The organism is Aminobacterium sp., from assembly GCF_034926885.1.
Lineage (GTDB): Bacteria > Synergistota > Synergistia > Synergistales > Aminobacteriaceae > Aminobacterium.
Genome location: NZ_JAYFQR010000004.1, coordinates 83,094 through 100,729, shown reverse-complemented (window position 1 = coordinate 100,729; position 17,636 = coordinate 83,094). Strand labels below are relative to the sequence as shown.

Genomic DNA, 17,636 nt, shown 5'->3' with positions numbered 1-17,636 from the left:
ACACTTTTTCTTATTCTTCTTTGGTTTTATGAACATCGTCACGCTGTTTTTTTCGAGGATAATGCCTTCGAGGTCGTGCACGATCGTCACCAACACGTGGTTTATTCTCCGTGCTTTGTTGTTGTGGCGGTCTCTTTTTCCGTTTTTTCCGTTTTTTATTGCGCGAACTTGCTTCATTTCTTTCTTTCTTAATGTGTTCCTTTTTATCTTCATTGTTTTCTGAAATATCTGAAGACTGCTCATAGCTCTCAGAATCAGTGACAACACTTGCAAGGACACATGTTTCATCTTCAAGGATATACTCTTCTGTTCCTCCCTCATCAACTTCGTCAACTTCCTCTTCATCTAACAAAAGAGGGGGAGTTTCACAAATCGATGCATCCCATGTGTCGCCTCTTAGTACCGTTTCTTTAAAGTTTTCGAACTCCCTTACGGGAACAAGTATTTCTGCTCCCTCTGGAGTTCTTGCTCGAAAAGCTTCATGGGCAAGGTCAACACCTACAATAACAAAGGAACCGTGTGGAGCCTTTATTTTTGAACCGGGATTTGGAAGGTCTTTCCAAAGAGTTTCATACATTTTATGTTCGTAAGCCATGCAGCACATAAGTCGTCCGCAAACACCTGAAATTTTAGTAGGATTCAATGCTAAATTTTGTTCTTTCACCATTTTTATGCAAATTGGATCAAATTTATGAAGCCAATATCCACAGCAACATTCTCTTCCACAAGGGCCTAATCCTCTTACGGTCTTGGCTTCATCTCGCACTCCAATCTGGCGCAACTCAATGCGAGTTTTAAATTCACGAGCAAGATCTCTGACATACGCCCTAAAATCAACTCTTTGATCTGAAGTAAAGTAAAAGAAAAGTTTTTTACGGTCAAGCAAATACTCTACATCTACCAACTTCATGGGAAGGTCATGTTGCGTAAGTAACTCTCTAGCTTTAACAAGAACGGATTCTTCTTCATTTCGCTGGGTCTGGGCCGCTAACATATCTTCAGGTGTTGCAATTCGAATAAAAGAGATATTCTGAAGCATGGGTTCCCCACCCTTAGGTTGCCCATCTGAGAGATCTTCGCAGCATGTATTTCTATAGCGATCCTCTTGCTCTCCAGAAATAGTTCCTCCGGCGACAACGAGTTCAAGTCCTCTCATTGTCTCTGCAACAATGATTTCTCCTTTTTCAGGGTGTACAGTTTCTCCATCTATATTGACCAAACCCAGATATCGCGGTTTACCAAAGATTGTCAAATACATACTCAAAAGAAAAACCCTCCTTGAGTGCTAATAAAATTAAATCAATCATCATTCCTGCCGATAACTTTCGGCTTTCACTTATAAGACGTAATTTATCAATATGCGAGGCCAAAGTAAATTCTTTTGCTTCAAAAGCCCAGGCCTCCCAAGATAAAAGCTGCTTATCCATTTCCTCCGCAGACATAGAAGATGTCCGTTCGAACCATTTCTTCCACTCATTTTCTGAAGTTGGGATTTTTTCCTGTTTTACACTTTCTTCCTCAACAACAGAAAGATTCCAGCATCGGCTTTTTAATGTTGGCAAAAAGTTTTCGGCCTCTCGCATAAAAATGATTGCTCCGCGTTCTGGCGGCTCCTCAACGATCTTCAACAGACTATTCGCTGCAGGAAGAGAGAGCGCATGCGCTGAGTAAATAACGATAAGTCGTCGAGAAGACACAACTGGCGATAAGGAAAGTTCCATTACACCCTCTCTACATTCTTCTATACCAGGCGCTTTCTCCAGTGAGCCAAGTTGTATGAGATCAGGATGCAATTCTTCATGCCAAGATCGGCATGATAGACATTCGCCGCATGCATTCTTATTTTCGCACAAAATATAACGAGCGACTGCCAAAACAATATCATTTTGGTACTGTTTAGGCGCCATCAAAGATAAACTTTGAGGAAAGCTATCTTTTTCTAAAGCTTTTTTCAGTTCAAGCCACATCAGGCTTGATGTTATAAAAGTAGGGAGAGCAGGCATCCCTTAATTTCCTCCATTAATCGGAGAGAACGTGTTCGTTCTCCTTCCCTTAAAAAAACAACAGATAATTCTTGAAGGGCAGACTCTGTTTTTTCCATAAGTACAAATATATTTTTATCATACCGTCTCCAACGAAGATCTTTTTTTAAACGTAAACGACCAGTCGCCCTTTTAAGAAGTTCTCCAACAACATTGCGATAATCTCGCAATATGGTTTCTGAAGGGAAACGTGATAATTTATCGCCAAGAGAATCGAGACGGTTCAGAAGCTCGTGTATTTCTGCCGCTTCCAAAGAATCGTCGAACTTAGGATAATTAACGTCTTCTCTTTGAGATACTCGATGACGTGATGAAGAAAAGGTTCCAAAATCAGTACCTAATTTTCTATCAGAACTCTTTTTTACTTTCACCGAGAAAGTACACCTCCACAGCCTTCCAAATCTGGAGTGAAACGTCTTCTATCGGTTGCGCCCCATCAATACGAATTATACGTTCTGGATATCGTGCTGATAGCTCCTTATAACCAGAACAAACATTTGATAAAAATTTTTGCGTTTCTGACTCTATACGATCCAAGTGCCCTCTAGATCTTTTAATTCTATCCATTGCCAAAGATAAAGGGGTATCGATCCACAAGGTCAAATCTGGATCTGGGAAGTGACACCATGAAAAAAGATCTTCTACCTTTCTTTCTTCTAAACCTCTTCCCCATATTTGATAGGCACGTGTTGAATCAGTATATCGTTCACAGAGAACAATCTGCTTCTTTTCAAGGGCAGGAGCGACAACTTGAGAAACGTGTTCACAGCGATCAAATACAAAAAGCAGCAATTCACTTAACTCATGGTGAAGATCCTTGTCCAAAAGAAGTGTACGTACAAGATCTCCATGGCTCCAGCCTCCAGGTTCTCTGGTCCACACTACAGAAGCATGTTTCTCTTTTTGCAGTTTATCTTTTAAAAGGGCCGCTTGAGTACTTTTACCACATCCATCGATCCCTTCAAGAGTTATGAACATTATTATTCCCTTTCTTGTCTGTTATTGGTTTCTGGCACAATCTGTACAATTTTACGAAGGAGTCCTTCAACTACATAATCTGTTCTGAAAATACGCATGCTTCCTTCATTTAGTCTTCTCTCTTTAATTTGACTTAATAGTTCAAGATCTTCTTTCGTAGGGCCAGGTTGAGACGTTTCATCAGGAACTTTAGCATAATTAAGCTCAAGAATAACCTCATTATTGGTTTCCAAGGCACTAATTTCCTTGAGCATTTGATCAAAATTTTCTATAGTCTTCCATCCTTGAATAATAGCATCTTCTTCTAAAGGCATAATACCGCCACCTCTTACAGCAATTTCAACTGGACCAGCTGCATTTTGAGGGACAATAAGTTCGAATTTCTTTTTACTCTGTTCACCTCTATAAGGACGTAATGTTATTTCCACCGGAATTTTATCTCCAGGACGGAAGGTCTCCCCTTCAACTTTGAGACCTTCAATGAAAATAAGATTAGGTTTTTGAGTCATTTCCACAGAAAGGTGTATTCCTAAGGGGTAAATGTCCTTATACGGATTGAGCGTTATCGCCTTTATTATTTCTTGAATCTCACGAAGAGAATCTCCTCCAATATTTGATTCAGAAAAGAACATATTGCTCCGAGTCCAGCCCTTGGGAAGCCCATAGCCTTCAATTTGAAGAGAGACTCTCGCCGTTCCCTCGCCTATTCTGCCCCATAACCGATCTATTAATCCTGTATAAAGAATAGATGTCATTTCTGAGCTCATAAAAGGATCAGGAACAACATGAAATCTTTTTAAAGCTCGTACGTTTCTATCAACATCCTTGAAACGGAGAGAGGCATCAATAGATGGAGTAAAATAACCGACCTGTCCACCTATGGCTTCGGCTCGATCTTGGGTTATTGTTCCTACAATCTGAGAGAAACTGCCTATTTTAAAAGGGCTGGCTAAGTTAGGAATAACATTGTGAATGTTAACCTTGGCAGCAGGAAAAGCCACAGCGCCCCTTTCTAAAAAAGGATGTCCAAAAGCTAAGAAACGTCCGTCCTTATCAACCGATGTTACTGTTCCAATTGCTCCTACTGTAACATCACCCCATGCAAGAAGAACACCTACCCCATCTCCCGGGGAAAATGCCGCTTTATAATCAACTATGTGTTCATCACTACTTATACCTCCAGCAAGAACAGCTTTCTCACCTAACACGTTTTCAAGTTTGTTTACTGTCCTTTGACTGACACCACTAATCTGTAACGGTAAGGCTTTCGGTGTCATTTGGTCTGAAGGAGATTCTGGAGAGGTTGTATCGTTTGTACCAATTTCTTCGTTTTCACCCTTATCTTCTTCGGGTTGAGTTTCTTCTTTATGAGATTCCTTTTCGTCTTCTTTTTCAAGAGGTAATGTAAATTTTGGCAAGGATTTTTTCACTTCCGGCCAATTCCAAACAGTAGCCATGTCCTCTATTGGAGTAACATAGCCAATATTATGTTCACTAAAATTAAAACCATAGCCTATAGCCCCAATAAGCTTCTGACCAATATAGACAGGGCTACCACTCATTCCTGCAGCTATTCCACCAGTTTTATCAATAACATCACCGCTCACGCGAATCATAATAAGATGACGGGGACGACTCTCCAATTGCGGAACAATGCTTATTATTTCCACGGGAAAGGAGACGACTTTCTGACCCTGTATAACCGTTAAAGCGTATCCTTTCATTCCTGGTTTCAAATCTTCCAGAGGAAGAACAGGAACTGTTGGTTTAAATGACGATTGAGAAGCCCAACTCACATGAGTCGTCACTAAAAGCGTAAGTATCAGACAAACAAAAAAAATATGCGAAAGCGGCCGCTTATACAAAAAAATCCTCCTCCTCTACGAAAAACTTAGTTATTGCCAGACAATTTATTCCATCGCAAATAAGCCATTATGAAATCATCAAGGTCTCCATCAAGAACCGCTTGAATGTTACCTGTTTCATACCCTGTTCTGTGATCTTTTACAAGAGTATAAGGATGGAGAACATATGAGCGAATCTGATTGCCCCAACTTATTTCCTTCTTTTCACCTTGAATGGCATCCATCTCATCCCGACGTTCCTGAAGGGCTCTTTCATAGAGCCTGCTTTTTAAAATTTGCATAGCAACCATTTTGTTCATATGCTGTGACCGTTCGTTTTGACAGCTAACGACAATCCCCGATGAATAGTGGGTAATGCGTACTGCCGAATCTGTCATATTAACATGCTGACCACCTGCACCACTGGAACGATACGTATCGATTCTAATGTCTTCCGGGCGTATTTCTATATCTTCATTCTCTGGAAGGTCAGGCGTTATATCTACAGAGGCAAAGCTTGTATGTCGTCTACCTGCCGAATCAAAAGGTGATATTCGTACAAGCCGATGAACCCCCTTCTCAGATTTTAAATATCCATAAGCATAATCCCCTTCTACAAACAAGGTCACACTACTGATTCCACCTTCGGCATCACGTAGCAGATCTAGAATTTTGAAGCGGAATTTGTTCTGTTCCAACCACCGAACGTACATCCTATAAAGCATTTCTGCCCAATCCTGAGAATCTAATCCACCTGAACCTGCATGAACAGTAACAATAGCATTCCCCTGGTCAAAATCTTCACTGAGAAGTTCTATGAGTTGCAGATGTTCTATTTCTCTTTTAAAAGCCAACGCACGCTGGTCAAATTCTCGTTGAAGATCTGTGTCGTCTTCTTCATGTAAAATTTCCACGATAGTTTCCAATTCTTGAAACTCAGATACTATTTTTCTCCAGGAATCAAGTCTATCTTGACATCGCGCCAAATCTTTCGTTACCTTTTTAGCCTCGTCACTTCCCCAAAAATCTGGAGCAAGGGTTTTACTTTCAAGTTCATTTTTATTTCCCTCCAACCTAACGAGGTCAAAGACTTTCCTGCAGTTCTTCTTTTAAGGAACGCAGTTCCTCCAATACTGTAGAGTTTGGAATCGTTGCCATTATTCCAAATCACTCCTTTTCTAAATGCTGTATAATTCTCTTCGAGCTTTTCATTATATCATTCTGACTCCTGGTATTTCCTTTCATAAAAGCAAAATATCAGCTATTTATGAATGAATCCCATGAATAAAAATCATGTCAGTTTGTTATAATTCTTATTGTTATTATAAAAGAAGGGAGGGCCTCTATCTATGCGATTAACTGAACTTTCTAAAACAAGTGGGTGAGCCGCCAAAATAGGTCCGGCGGACCTTGAAAAAATACTTCGAGACATACCTTCGGTACGAGACGACCGTATTATTTCAACATGGGCATCTGGAGAAGACGCAGCACTCTGGATTATTGATGACAGACGCCTTGGAGTTCTTACCCTTGATTTCATTACTCCCATTGTAGATGACCCAAGAAAATGGGGAGAAATAGCAGCGTGTAATTCTATTAGCGACGTCTTTGCAATGGGCGGACGCCCTATTGTTGCCCTGAATATAGTAGGATTCCCCGTAAAAAAGTTAGATATTGAGATATTACGGGAAGTGCTTGAGGGAGGCTATGCAAAAGTTAGAGAAGCAGGAGCGTTTCTAGTAGGAGGTCATAGTGTAGAAGATGACGAACCTAAATATGGACTTGCTGTATACGGAGAAGTTGCAAGATCGAATCCATGGCAAGTAGTCGGAGCAAAACCAGGCGACGCACTACTTTTAACAAAACCTATAGGAAGTGGTGTCATTGCAACAGGAATAAAAGCGGACATGATTGTGGATCCCAAAGGACCAGAAGAGGCCATGCGATGGATGTCTACTCTTAATAATATTCCACTCGTCATTCCTCAAGAATTACTTGATCATGTTCATGCCTGTACAGACGTAACCGGTTTTGGGCTTATTGGACATACTCTAGATATGCTTTCAGCAAAAACGTTGAATGTCACGCTGGGTCTCCATGACGTCCCGTTATTTCCAGGTGTCATTGAACTTGCAGAGAGCGGGTTGATTCCGGCAGGCACATATAATAATAGAATTCAATATGAAGATCACGTCACAGAAAAAGAAGAATTCCCCGCTGAACGTGTAGACATGATGTATGATGCCCAAACGTCAGGCGGCTTATTGTTAGCTCTGAATCAAGAGCATGCCCCGGCAATGCTGAACGCATTGAAAGAAGCAGGGTTTGAAAGAAGCACGTGTATTGGTTATTTTTCTGAAGGGCAAGGTAAGATTGAAATTGTTCATAATCTTTAGTACAATAAACAATAAGTTGTGATTTTTACTCCCTCATGTGAAAACATGAGGGAGTTTTTAAAGGGGCATTTTATGAATAAAACTCATTCCTCCCACGTAGACTATATTTTACTTACGCTCTCTCTGTCTTTATTCTGCGCCATGCTTGGCGTTGGTGTTATTAGTCCCATTCTTCCTGTCTATGCATCAAAGCTTGGTGCTAGTGGCATTCTTCTTGGTCTGGTTTTCGGCACCTTCTCATTCGCGCGAACAGGCGGAATGATTCTCAGTGGAGAGTTAGCTGAACGTTTTGACAGAAAACGCCTCTTAACGCTTGGTCTTTTAATTTATTCATTAGCTTCCCTCGCTTATGTACACGCTGATACTACACTTTCTCTTATTACTATACGTTTCTTCCATGGACTGGGTTCCGCCTTTGTTGTACCTATAACGATGGCAATAGGCGCTGATATAGCAAAAAAAGGCGAAGAAGGCATATTTTTCGGTACACTTCAGGGTGCTCTCTTTTTAGGCGTAGGTTTTGGACCTCTTATCAGTGGAGTTCTTACTGATCATATAGGATGGCACGTGCCTTTTTATTTTATGACGACACTCACTACTATTGCCCTTCTCATGGTTATTAAAAAGCTTCCCATCGGGATTCCAAGTCGCTCTAAGTCTAATGGGAAAATGCTTCCCGCAATTAGAGGCATGATAAAAAATGCCGCTCTTCGAACCTGTTTTTATTACCAATTTTGTTTTGCAATGTGTCGAGGAACAATGCTTATGATGATTCCTCTTCTTGCTTCTGGTTACTCTCTTTCTTTTTCACAAATAGGCATAATCCTCTCCCTTAACTCCGTTACAACGGGAGTTTTACAACGATATTTTGGGCAACTTTCTGACAAAATTTCACGTCATCACCTGATAATTGTTGGTGGTATTTTCTCAGGGTGTGTTTTTATCATCGTACCTTTCTTTGAATCTTTTACAGGTCTCGTCATAGCGAGTGTTATTTTTGGCGTGGGGCACGCACTCTCTGCTCCATCTCTCGCAGCTATAGCTGCCGAAAACAGTTTTCAATTTGGTAGCGGGCGAACAATGAGCGTATTCAATATTTTCTTTAGTCTGGGGATGATGACGGGGCCAGTTCTAGATGGTTTTATCGTTGAATCAAACTTTCCATTGAGTCCATTTCATGTGCTGAGCTTCTTTATTTTTTCAGCAACAATCCCATTTCTTTTCTTTGTAAAGAATAAAAACAACCAATCAGCTACATCGGAAAGCTAAGATTTTGTATCTCCTGGAGTAGCTATATTCCATATTGCTAAGTACTGGTCGTAGAGAGCTATGATCAGATCTTGCCCTATTGTTGGATATTTTAATTGAATAACTGCCGTAGACTTACTCTCCAATAAAACTTTTTTCACTGGAGCTGGCGTTTTATGATCATATAAAACAGGAATATTCAATTGAGAACACTCTTTGATTTTCTCTTTGAGTTGATCTAAAGACTCTCCTTTTTCCCACGCTTTTCGCAATGTTTCTTCAGGTTGAATAATGCGACATTGCGCTGCTTTCAGCAGTTCAAGGTAGTCTTCTGAAAGGCTATATACTTCTTTTCCTTGTAAAAGTTGCCTTCCTAAATAAACAGTACTTTCCAAACGTCCCTGAAATTCAGCTAACCGTCGTTGGTAAAAAGAGTAATGTTCTGAATCAAGGCTAGAAAAAACATTGAGAATTCTTTGCGCTATAAAAGGAAGAACGGAAGGGTCTGTAAAATACCTATCTATTTCTTCCCGCGGAAAGGGTAATTGAGAATATAACACATGAATGTTTTTAAAATTTGGTGAGGAAAGCCCATACTTTTGCGCATTTTTATAATCCAGTGCTAAAAAAGGACCGTCTTTGGGCAGTTTTTTGACAGATACCTTTTTTTCAATGCCATCTTCTGTCCATTGGCCTATGGGTTTTACGTTTATAAAGACCCCACCCATAAAGTGGGCTATAACTGAAAGCCATGGAGATGTGACCCATAAGTCCATTGCAAAAACTTTAATGGGGCAAATAACCAACAGTAAAATGACAAGTAAAAATCTAACTTTTTCTTTCGCAGATAACAACATTATTGGCGCCATCCAATTCCTCTACACGAACTTCCACTATTTCATCAGAAGATGTAGGTACATTTTTCCCGCAATAATCGGGTTGTATAGGCAATTCACGATGGCCTCTATCTATTAAAACTGCAAGTTGAACTACAGAGGGGCGTCCTAAATCCATAAGAGCATCAAGAGCAGCCCGTACTGTTCTGCCCGTATAAATGACGTCATCAACTAAAACGACCTTCATTCCATTTACATCAAAGGGAATAGATGTGCTATGTACCACTGGCTGTTCGTGAAGAAGAGTGAGGTCATCTCTATAAAGAGTTATATCTAATTCACCTGCAGGAATTTTGACTTTCTCTTGTTTTTTAAGTGATTGTTGAAGCCGTTTGGCCAAAAAAACGCCACGTCTTTGAATGCCAACTAAAGCAACATTCTCTGTTCCCCTGTTTCTCTCGATAATTTCATTGGCAATTCTTTTAAGAACTCGTTCTATATCCTCTTCATTCATAATCGTCGTTTTTTCTACAAGCATTCCTAAGGCCCTCCATCAATATCATTTTTACACCAGAGTTCCGTTTGAGTCAGTACCTGTTGCGCAACCTTACTTTCAGCCATTTTTATCGAATGTCCACGCCCAACAGCTTTAAAATGATCTCCTATACTCAATTGCACCGTAAAAAGGGGCATATGAGAAGGACCTTCTGATGATACAACTTTGTATTGAGGTTGCCCCAATCCTCTTTTTTGGGTTTCTTCTTGTAGAAGAGACTTTGGATCTTGTTTTTCATCATACGCATTACTTTTAGACTGAAAAAAGAGATATCTTAGTATAACCTGCGATGCGGCTTCATATCCGCCGTCAAAAAACACCGCCCCAAAAACAGCCTCAGAAGCATCTGCAATAATAGATGCATTCGCCCCCTGATGGACCAATCCCTTGCCTAAACGAACAAGGCGCGGAATCTCCATAGAAGTCCCCCACGCAGACAATGCATCCTTACAAACAAGGTTTGCACGATATCGCGTCAAGACTCCTTCATCTTCATGAGTGTATTCATTAAATAAACCAGCAGAAACGACTAGTTCCAGAACAGCATCGCCCAAGAACTCTAAGCGCTCGTTAAAAAAAGGAAGGCCCGCCTCATGAGCAAAGGAAGCATGGGTTAGGGCCTCCTCTAACGTCGCTATATTAACAAAAGAATATCCTAGTCGTTCCTGAAAGGAGGCAAGCGCAAGTCGCCACCATTGCTCCTTCTCAGATACGTTCACTTTTTATCTTACTCCTCGTATTTCTGTACTGCTATAACTGCATTATGTCCACCAAATCCGAAGCTATTAACTAAAAGACGGGACACAGATTTATGTACAGCCTCCTGGCCTACAACATTGACTCCACAATCAGGATCAGGTGTTTCGTAGTTGATCGTAGGATGAACGACACCTTCCACTATGGACTGTAACGCTGCTATTGTTTCTAATGCTCCGGCAGCTCCAAGACAATGTCCGATCATTGATTTTGTTGAATTGACAAGAACATTGGGGGTATACTCACCAAACAATGTGCGAATTGCCATGCTTTCCATTTTATCATTAAGCTCTGTAGAGGTTCCGTGAGCATTAATATAATCAACATCTTCAGGAAGCCATTTTGCCTGTCGCATGGCCTGTCGCATGGCTCTGACCGCTCCATCCCCTTGAGGATCAGGTGCAGTAATATGGCTCGCATCGCATGTAGAACCATATCCTACAATTTCTCCATATATAGTAGCACCGCGTTTTAAAGCATGCTCTAAGTCCTCAAGAACGAGAACACCTGCCCCTTCCCCCATTACAAAACCATCGCGATCCTTGTCAAAAGGACGAGATGCCCGTTGTGGTTCGTCATTTCTAGTGGAAAGAGCCTTCATAGCAGCAAAACCTGCAATACTGATAGAACGAAGAGCTGCTTCCGTTCCTCCAGCAAGAATGATATCTGCGTCATCCCTCATTATTGAGTAGTAGGCTTCACCTATACTATTTGTTCCTGTGGCACATGCTGTAACAACACACATATTAGGCCCTTTAGCTCCATAGCGAATAGCAACATATGCAGTAGACATGTTGCTGATCATCATAGGAATAAAGAAGGGGCTTACACGCCTCGGTCCTTTTTCCATCAGAGTTTTAAAATTGTTAAAAGTGGTTTCTATGCCACCCTGTCCTGTTCCAATATAAACACCAAATCTATTCGAATCCAGGCTACTAATATCAAGATGGGCATCTTCGACTGCCATATCAGCTGCTGCTACAGCAAAATGAATAACCCGATCAGATCTTTTTGCCTCTTTTTTGTCAAGCCAAAGCGTAGGGTCAAAATCTTTAATCTCAGCACCAAATGTCACAGGAAGATCACTGGCATCAAATGTTGAAAAAGGGAAGACTCCGTTTTTTCCTTCTTTAAGAGCCTGCCAAAAATTTTCCCTACCATTCGCGATTGGGCTTACTACTCCTAACCCCGTGATAACTACCCTTCTCAAAATACGTCACTCCTCACCGTTCAAGGATAGGGCATTTCTCAGTTTTGAGAAGGCCGGAGGTGTACACCTGTGTCCTCCGGCCTTGTAAATGCATTTATTTGTTGACTTACTCTTCTACTCCAAGCTTGTCGAAGGTATATTTCATTGCTTCCCCTACGGAAGTGAGCTTTTCCGCATCCTCGTCAGGAATTTCAATGTCGAACTCTTCCTCAATACCCATGATGAGCTCAACAATATCAAGAGAGTCAGCTCCAAGATCTTCAACAAAAGAAGCCTCCGGAACGATCTGGCTTTCTTCAACATCCAATCTATCGATGATAATTTCTTTCAGGCGTGCTAACACTTCTTCTTTTTTCATTCTCCTTCACCCCCTTCCTCACATCATAATATAAATTTAACACATAGTCATTCCGCCATCGACGGCAATAACCTGACCTGTTATATATGCAGAATCATCTGAAGCAAGGAAAGCTGCAACCTTTGCAATATCTTCAGGAACTCCAGCTCTACCTAAAGGAATCTGAGACAGCATAGACTGTTTAATCTCATCTTTCAAGATGGATGTCATATCAGTTTCAATGAAACCTGGAGCAATAGCATTTGAAGTAATTCCGCGGGCCCCATATTCCCTCGCAACAGCTTTGGTAAATCCGACAATTCCAGCTTTTGATGCGCAATAATTCGACTGGCCTGGATTTCCAATCAAAGCGACAACAGAAGAGATATTAATAATACGCCCCCATCGTGCTTTTACCATCTTCTTCAAGGCTCGTTTTGAACAACGATATACTGAGGTAAGGTTAGCTGCAATTACTTTATCCCAGTCATCATCTTTCATTCGCATCAGAAGATTATCCTTTGTTATTCCTGCGTTGTTTACAAGAATCTCCACAATACCCCATGAATCTTCTATTGTTGAAAAAAGAGCCTCTACTTGCTCAGCGTCGGTAACATCACATTTCACAGCTAAGCTTTTAACACCCATAGCTTCTATTTCCTTACAGACGTTCATTGCTTCGCTTTCGCTTCTGTTGTAACTTATGGCCACATTGTGTCCACGTGAAGCGAGTTCCAAAGCAATAGCTTTTCCTATCCCTCTACCTCCGCCTGTAACAAGTGCTATCTTCTCTGGCATATCTATTCCGCTCCTTCCTCCTGGAAAAGGGCAGCTATAGCCCGTAACTCTTCTTCATTCATCGCAGAATACGTCTTAAGCCCCTTCTGGCAACGCTTAATTAAACCAGCCAAGACAGTTCCTGGCCCTAATTCCAAATACGAATCTATATTCTGCGAAACCATATACATAACAGAATCTGTCCATAAAACAGGACTATATGTCTGATGGTATAGCGCACTCTGTATATCTTCTACAGTGGAAACTGGTTTTGCCGAAACATTGGCTATAACCGGTCGCGAGGGAACATGCCACTCGCATTCCTCAAAAGCCTTCTGAAGCTGATCGGCAACTGGCCTCATTAAGGAGCTATGGAATGGAGCGCTTACTTTCAGCATTATTGCCTTACGAGCTCCTCTTTTTTTAGCCTCTTCTGCTGCTTTTTCAACAAAGGAAGTCTTACCCGAGATAACAATTTGCCCAGGCGAATTAAAATTTGCAGGCTGGCATTCTTGATTCGGTGCTAACTCAGCACATATATCACAAACCACATCGGAATCAAGTCCAATAAGAGCTGCCATTGCACCGACTCCTTCAGGAACCGCCTCTTGCATAAGAGAGCCACGAAGATGAACCAAACGAACGCCATCTTCTAACGAAAGAGCACCCGTGGCAACCAAAGCAGTATATTCGCCAAGGCTATGGCCAGCGAAATAATCTGCATCTATTGAAACTCCGAAAGCTTCTGTCAATACTGAATATGCGGCGATACTCGCCGTTAAAATAGCTGGCTGCGTAAAAGCAGTAAGAGTAAGTTTCTCGTCTGGACCATTAAAAATAATGTCACTCAGTTTAAAACCTAGTGCTTTATCTGCTCTTTCAAATACATCCCTAGCTACATCAAAGGTGTCATATAAACTTTTTCCCATTCCTACTTCTTGAGCTCCCTGACCAGGAAAAACTACTGCATATTTCATTTGTGACACCTCGATTCTTTAAAATTCAAAATGTGGAAGTCTGGATATAACATCAGCAGCCTCATTAAACATAGTTTGAATTATCTCAGCCGCTGGTTTTATATCGTTTATCATTCCGGCGCTTTGGCCAGCCATAACAGAGCCCCATTCAATGTCTCCATCTACAACAGCCGCTCTCAAACGCCCTGTTCCTAATTTTTCTATGTCATCTATTGAAGCTCCCGCATTTTCAAGTTCTTCAAACCGTGCTGATAATTTATTTTTCAAACAACGTACAGGATGACCAGTTGGCCGACCTGTTACTACATTACTTCTATCTCTGGCTTTTAAAATTGCTTCTTTGTAGTTTTGATGAACGGTGCATTCTGAGCAACAAACCATTCGAGTTCCAATCTGAACTCCCTCTGCGCCAAGGCTGAAGGCTGCGGCGATTCCACGGCCATCGGCTACGCCTCCTGCAGCAATAACAGGAATATTCACAGAATCAACAATTTGTGGAACAAGAACCATCGTCGTCAAATCACCTATGTGCCCTCCCGCTTCAGTACCCTCAGCAACTACAGCATCAGCACCCTGTTTCTCTACGCGCTTAGCCTGAGCAACCGAAGCAATTACAGGAATAACGACTGTTCCCAAGGGTTTTAATCGTTCAATAACTTTTCCTGGGCTTCCAGCTCCTGTTGTCACTATAGGAACACGGTGCTTAGCTGCTAATTCCATAGCAGCATCAGCAGTTGAGGACATAAGCATAATATTCAGTCCAAAGGGTTTATCCGTCAATTCTCTGGCACGAATCAGCTCTTGCTCTAAAATCTCAGGCGGCATGTTAGCGGCTCCTATGAGGCCAATACCGCCCCCATTACTTACCGCTGCTGCTAAAGTTGCGTTAGCGACCCAAGCCATACCCCCCTGTATGAGTGGATATTGCACACCAAGGAGCTGCGTTACTCTGTTTTTCCAAACCAAAATATTCACCTTACATCTCATACAGAATTGAACCGTATGTCATCCCGGCTCCGAAACTAGAGAGGACCATCTTCTGCCCCTTTTCTAATTTTCCGCTCTCAAACAACTCTGCAAGAACAAGGAAAACAGACGCAGCAGACGTATTTCCATAACGATCAAGATTTACCCATGTCTTTTCAGGATCAGCTCCAAGACGTTTCATAACTCCGTCTATAATACGGAGATTAGCTTGATGGAATAACCACCAATCAATTTCAGAAGGATCAACGTCAGATGCCGAAACAAACTTTTTGAGAAAAGAAGGTAGAACACGATTTACAAATTTAAAAACATCATTTCCCTTCATGTGAACATAATGAAGTCCTTCTGCAATCGTTTTCTCCGAAGCGGGGTTCTCAATAAGTCCACCAGGGAGGGTTATAAAGTCAGATTTTGTGCCATCAGCACGAAGCTCCGCAGATATGAAACGTCCTGTGCCTTCAACGGAAGGGCCAAGAACAGCAGCTCCTGCACCGTCTCCAAAAAGAACACATGTATTGCGATCTTCCCAGTTAATAACGTGAGACAATACTTCAGCACCGACAACGAGCACCTTGTTCCAAAGTCCGCAGCTAACGCCTGTCATCGCAACAGTAAGAGCATAAATACATCCTGTACATCCCGACTGTACGTCGAAAGCTCCAGCATGAGAAGCCTTAAGTTTCCCTTGCAATTTAGGAGCCACTCCAGGGAAAAGGGTGTCTGGAGTATTGGTTGCAACTATAACCATGTCAAGCTCTGATGCAGAAACTCCACTCTTTTTCAATGCGGCTAAAGACGCTTTATAGGCAAGATCACTTGTCAACTCACCTTCAGCTGCAATTCGTCTTTCACGAATCCCTGTTCGTTCCCGAATCCATTCGTCATTTGTTTCAACCATTTCAGACAAATCATTATTGGTCATTATTCTTTTAGGAACATACATTCCAGTCCCAAGAATCGCAACATCACGACCATTTAACTGACCCATTACTATACCTCCTTGCCAAGCTCATCAGAAATGAGATCGACACCCTTCTGTAAAACAAAGTTTCTCGCTACTCGTATTGCACTTTCTACAGCGGGAGCTTTAGATCGTCCATGAGCTTTTATAACCACGCCATTTACACCGAGAAGAGGAGTCCCTCCATGTTTTTCGTAATTAAAACGCCCCCACAAATCTTTAAGCATTGGGGCCATAAAAAGAATTCCTATTTTAGGCAATACTCTCCGTCCAAATTCCTCTTTTGCAATTGAATAGACGGCTTGTATAACACCTTCGGCGAATTTTAAGACTACATTTCCTGAAAAACCATCGCAAACGACAACATCTGCCTTACTAAAGGGGACTTCGTCGCCTTCTACATATCCAGTAAATTTCAATGAGCTAGCTTTCAACATCTCTCGTGCACTCGCAATAACTTCATCGCCCTTTATGTCTTCCGAGCCATTAGAAAGAAGCGCTACCTCAGGGGACGGCACTCCCAAAATACACTTTGAATAAATATTTCCCATCAGTGCAAATTGATAAAGGTTTATTGGTTTGGCTCGAACTGTAGCGCCCACATCTAAAAGAAAGGTATACTTGTTCAACGTAGGAAGAGCAACTCCCAGTGCAGGACGGTCTATTCCTGATATTCTTCCAACAACCAAGACTCCACCAGCAACAATAGCACCAGTATTCCCTGCAGAGACACAACCTTGAGCTTCCCCATTTCTCGTCATTTCCATAGCAAGACGTAAGCTGGAGTGTCTCTTCTTACGAATACTTTGACTTGGATGCTCATCCATAGAAATGAACTCTTCTGTATGGACTATTGAGAGTCTCTTTCGAACATCAATCTCTGCCTGATCTATAATTGGTTCTATTTGAGAACGGTCCCCTACAAGGACGATCTCCAGATCTCTAAATTTTCTACACGCCAATATCGCACCTTTACAAGGTTCGTGGGGAGCATTATCGCCTCCCATGGCATCAACAGCCAATAACATTGTTACGTTTGCCTCCCCTCTTAATCTCTCGTCTCGAGGGAGTTTATGACCACGGCTATAAAACGGCCTACAAAAATTTCATGATCTCCAACCCGAGTTCGCACACTAACGATATATTTATTATCCTTATGCACACCAACTTTTGCACGAGCGATCAAAACATCCCCAACCTTAGCATGGCTCTTATACTCGCCACTCATTGAATCGATTATGACCATATCGGCCTCAACTACCGCTATTGCAATTGAACTAGCCTGGGAATATATATAATGATCACACACATAATCTGTATGGCGGAATGCCATATCTTTTTTTGTTTGAAGGACTGACAGCGCCCATTTATTGGGCTCGAGTTCAAGAAGGTCTCCTACAACTTCGCTTTGTTTCAATGAACGCAGTTTGCTTGTAGCCCTTTGGGCCATATTTTTAGTACGTTCTCTTAGCTCTGGCACTCCCAGTAACGCACGATCAAGACGGACGGTACTGACGCTAACGTCTAAAGCATCAGCTAATTCTTTGTCTGTATAAAGCGGATTCTGTTCTAAAAACTTTAATAGCTTTTCCTGTCTTTGCTTTTTCCGTTTCGAACGAATCGTCACAACCTCCAGTTTTTAAGACCTGGTACTAATATCTGATCTGATGACTGGGTCAGTATAATATTTTTCAGCTTTCTGGTCAAGAAAAAAATAGCGGAGGACACATG

The 17,636-nt window shown here is 41.6% G+C and carries 19 protein-coding genes; 2 read left to right on the top strand and 17 right to left on the bottom strand.

Annotation, left to right across the window (positions count from 1 at the left end):
* Positions 1-10: 10 nt before the first annotated feature.
* From VB083_RS03080 to prfB, 6 genes are all read right to left on the bottom strand, one after another.
* Complete coding sequence (locus tag VB083_RS03080) at positions 11-1,258, bottom strand: PSP1 domain-containing protein (protein WP_213690232.1); 1,248 nt, start codon at positions 1,256-1,258, stop codon at positions 11-13.
* Complete coding sequence (locus tag VB083_RS03075) at positions 1,236-2,003, bottom strand: DNA polymerase III subunit delta' (RefSeq protein WP_213690195.1); 768 nt, start codon at positions 2,001-2,003, stop codon at positions 1,236-1,238. Before VB083_RS03075 ends, VB083_RS03080 begins: the two co-directional genes overlap by 23 nt.
* Complete coding sequence (locus VB083_RS03070; RefSeq protein WP_213690196.1) at positions 1,979-2,413, bottom strand: DUF327 family protein; 435 nt, start codon at positions 2,411-2,413, stop codon at positions 1,979-1,981. The genes VB083_RS03075 and VB083_RS03070 overlap by 25 nt, the downstream gene beginning before the upstream one ends.
* Positions 2,391-3,020, bottom strand: a complete 630-nt coding sequence (gene tmk, locus VB083_RS03065; protein WP_213690197.1) for a dTMP kinase — start codon at positions 3,018-3,020, stop codon at positions 2,391-2,393. Before tmk ends, VB083_RS03070 begins: the two co-directional genes overlap by 23 nt.
* A 2-nt stretch (positions 3,021-3,022) precedes the next feature.
* The gene (locus VB083_RS03060; RefSeq protein ID WP_307880016.1) at positions 3,023-4,885 is read right to left on the bottom strand and encodes a SpoIVB peptidase S55 domain-containing protein; all 1,863 of its coding nucleotides are present in this window, start codon (positions 4,883-4,885) and stop codon (positions 3,023-3,025) included.
* A gap of 26 nt (positions 4,886-4,911) precedes the next feature.
* A protein-coding gene (gene prfB, locus VB083_RS03055; RefSeq protein WP_213690199.1) for a peptide chain release factor 2 occupies positions 4,912-6,022 on the bottom strand; the annotation gives its coding sequence in 2 pieces (ribosomal slippage) (positions 4,912-5,949 and positions 5,951-6,022; 1,110 coding nt in all).
* 191 nt (positions 6,023-6,213) lie between these two features.
* Between prfB and selD the strand changes: the two genes are divergently transcribed.
* Positions 6,214-7,260, top strand: a complete 1,047-nt coding sequence (selD, locus tag VB083_RS03050) for a selenide, water dikinase SelD (protein WP_307880015.1) — start codon at positions 6,214-6,216, stop codon at positions 7,258-7,260.
* A gap of 72 nt (positions 7,261-7,332) precedes the next feature.
* Positions 7,333-8,529: an MFS transporter gene (locus VB083_RS03045; RefSeq protein WP_213690201.1), complete on the top strand. Its 1,197-nt coding sequence runs from the start codon at positions 7,333-7,335 to the stop codon at positions 8,527-8,529.
* Here VB083_RS03045 and VB083_RS03040 read toward each other — a convergent pair.
* The 11 genes from VB083_RS03040 to fapR form a co-directional block, all read right to left on the bottom strand.
* Positions 8,526-9,377: a hypothetical protein gene (locus tag VB083_RS03040; RefSeq protein ID WP_213690202.1), complete on the bottom strand. Its 852-nt coding sequence runs from the start codon at positions 9,375-9,377 to the stop codon at positions 8,526-8,528. The genes VB083_RS03045 and VB083_RS03040 overlap by 4 nt on opposite strands.
* Positions 9,337-9,882, bottom strand: a complete 546-nt coding sequence (pyrR, locus tag VB083_RS03035) for a bifunctional pyr operon transcriptional regulator/uracil phosphoribosyltransferase PyrR (RefSeq protein WP_213690203.1) — start codon at positions 9,880-9,882, stop codon at positions 9,337-9,339. Before pyrR ends, VB083_RS03040 begins: the two co-directional genes overlap by 41 nt.
* Positions 9,883-9,884: 2 nt before the next feature.
* Positions 9,885-10,619: a ribonuclease III gene (gene rnc / locus VB083_RS03030; RefSeq protein ID WP_213690204.1), complete on the bottom strand. Its 735-nt coding sequence runs from the start codon at positions 10,617-10,619 to the stop codon at positions 9,885-9,887.
* Positions 10,620-10,627: 8 nt separating this feature from the next.
* Positions 10,628-11,866 (bottom strand): beta-ketoacyl-ACP synthase II, encoded by a 1,239-nt coding sequence (fabF, locus tag VB083_RS03025; RefSeq protein ID WP_213699390.1) that lies wholly within the window; start codon positions 11,864-11,866, stop codon positions 10,628-10,630.
* 106 nt (positions 11,867-11,972) lie between these two features.
* The gene (gene acpP / locus VB083_RS03020) at positions 11,973-12,224 is read right to left on the bottom strand and encodes an acyl carrier protein (RefSeq protein ID WP_213690206.1); all 252 of its coding nucleotides are present in this window, start codon (positions 12,222-12,224) and stop codon (positions 11,973-11,975) included.
* Positions 12,225-12,260: 36 nt separating this feature from the next.
* Positions 12,261-13,001 (bottom strand): 3-oxoacyl-[acyl-carrier-protein] reductase, encoded by a 741-nt coding sequence (fabG, locus tag VB083_RS03015; RefSeq protein WP_213699391.1) that lies wholly within the window; start codon positions 12,999-13,001, stop codon positions 12,261-12,263.
* Positions 13,002-13,003: 2 nt separating this feature from the next.
* Entirely contained in the window at positions 13,004-13,957 is a 954-nt protein-coding gene (gene fabD, locus VB083_RS03010) for an ACP S-malonyltransferase (RefSeq protein WP_213690208.1), read from the bottom strand.
* 18 nt (positions 13,958-13,975) lie between these two features.
* Positions 13,976-14,944 (bottom strand): enoyl-[acyl-carrier-protein] reductase FabK, encoded by a 969-nt coding sequence (fabK, locus tag VB083_RS03005; RefSeq protein ID WP_323401731.1) that lies wholly within the window; start codon positions 14,942-14,944, stop codon positions 13,976-13,978.
* Positions 14,934-15,932 carry a beta-ketoacyl-ACP synthase III gene (locus tag VB083_RS03000; RefSeq protein WP_213695720.1) on the bottom strand — a complete coding sequence of 333 codons (999 nt, stop codon included), beginning with the start codon at positions 15,930-15,932 and terminating at the stop codon, positions 14,934-14,936. Before VB083_RS03000 ends, fabK begins: the two co-directional genes overlap by 11 nt.
* A 2-nt stretch (positions 15,933-15,934) precedes the next feature.
* Positions 15,935-16,933, bottom strand: a complete 999-nt coding sequence (gene plsX / locus VB083_RS02995) for a phosphate acyltransferase PlsX (protein ID WP_213690211.1) — start codon at positions 16,931-16,933, stop codon at positions 15,935-15,937.
* 20 nt (positions 16,934-16,953) lie between these two features.
* Positions 16,954-17,532, bottom strand: a complete 579-nt coding sequence (gene fapR, locus VB083_RS02990) for a transcription factor FapR (RefSeq protein WP_323401730.1) — start codon at positions 17,530-17,532, stop codon at positions 16,954-16,956.
* Between the last annotated feature and the right edge of the window lie 104 nt (positions 17,533-17,636).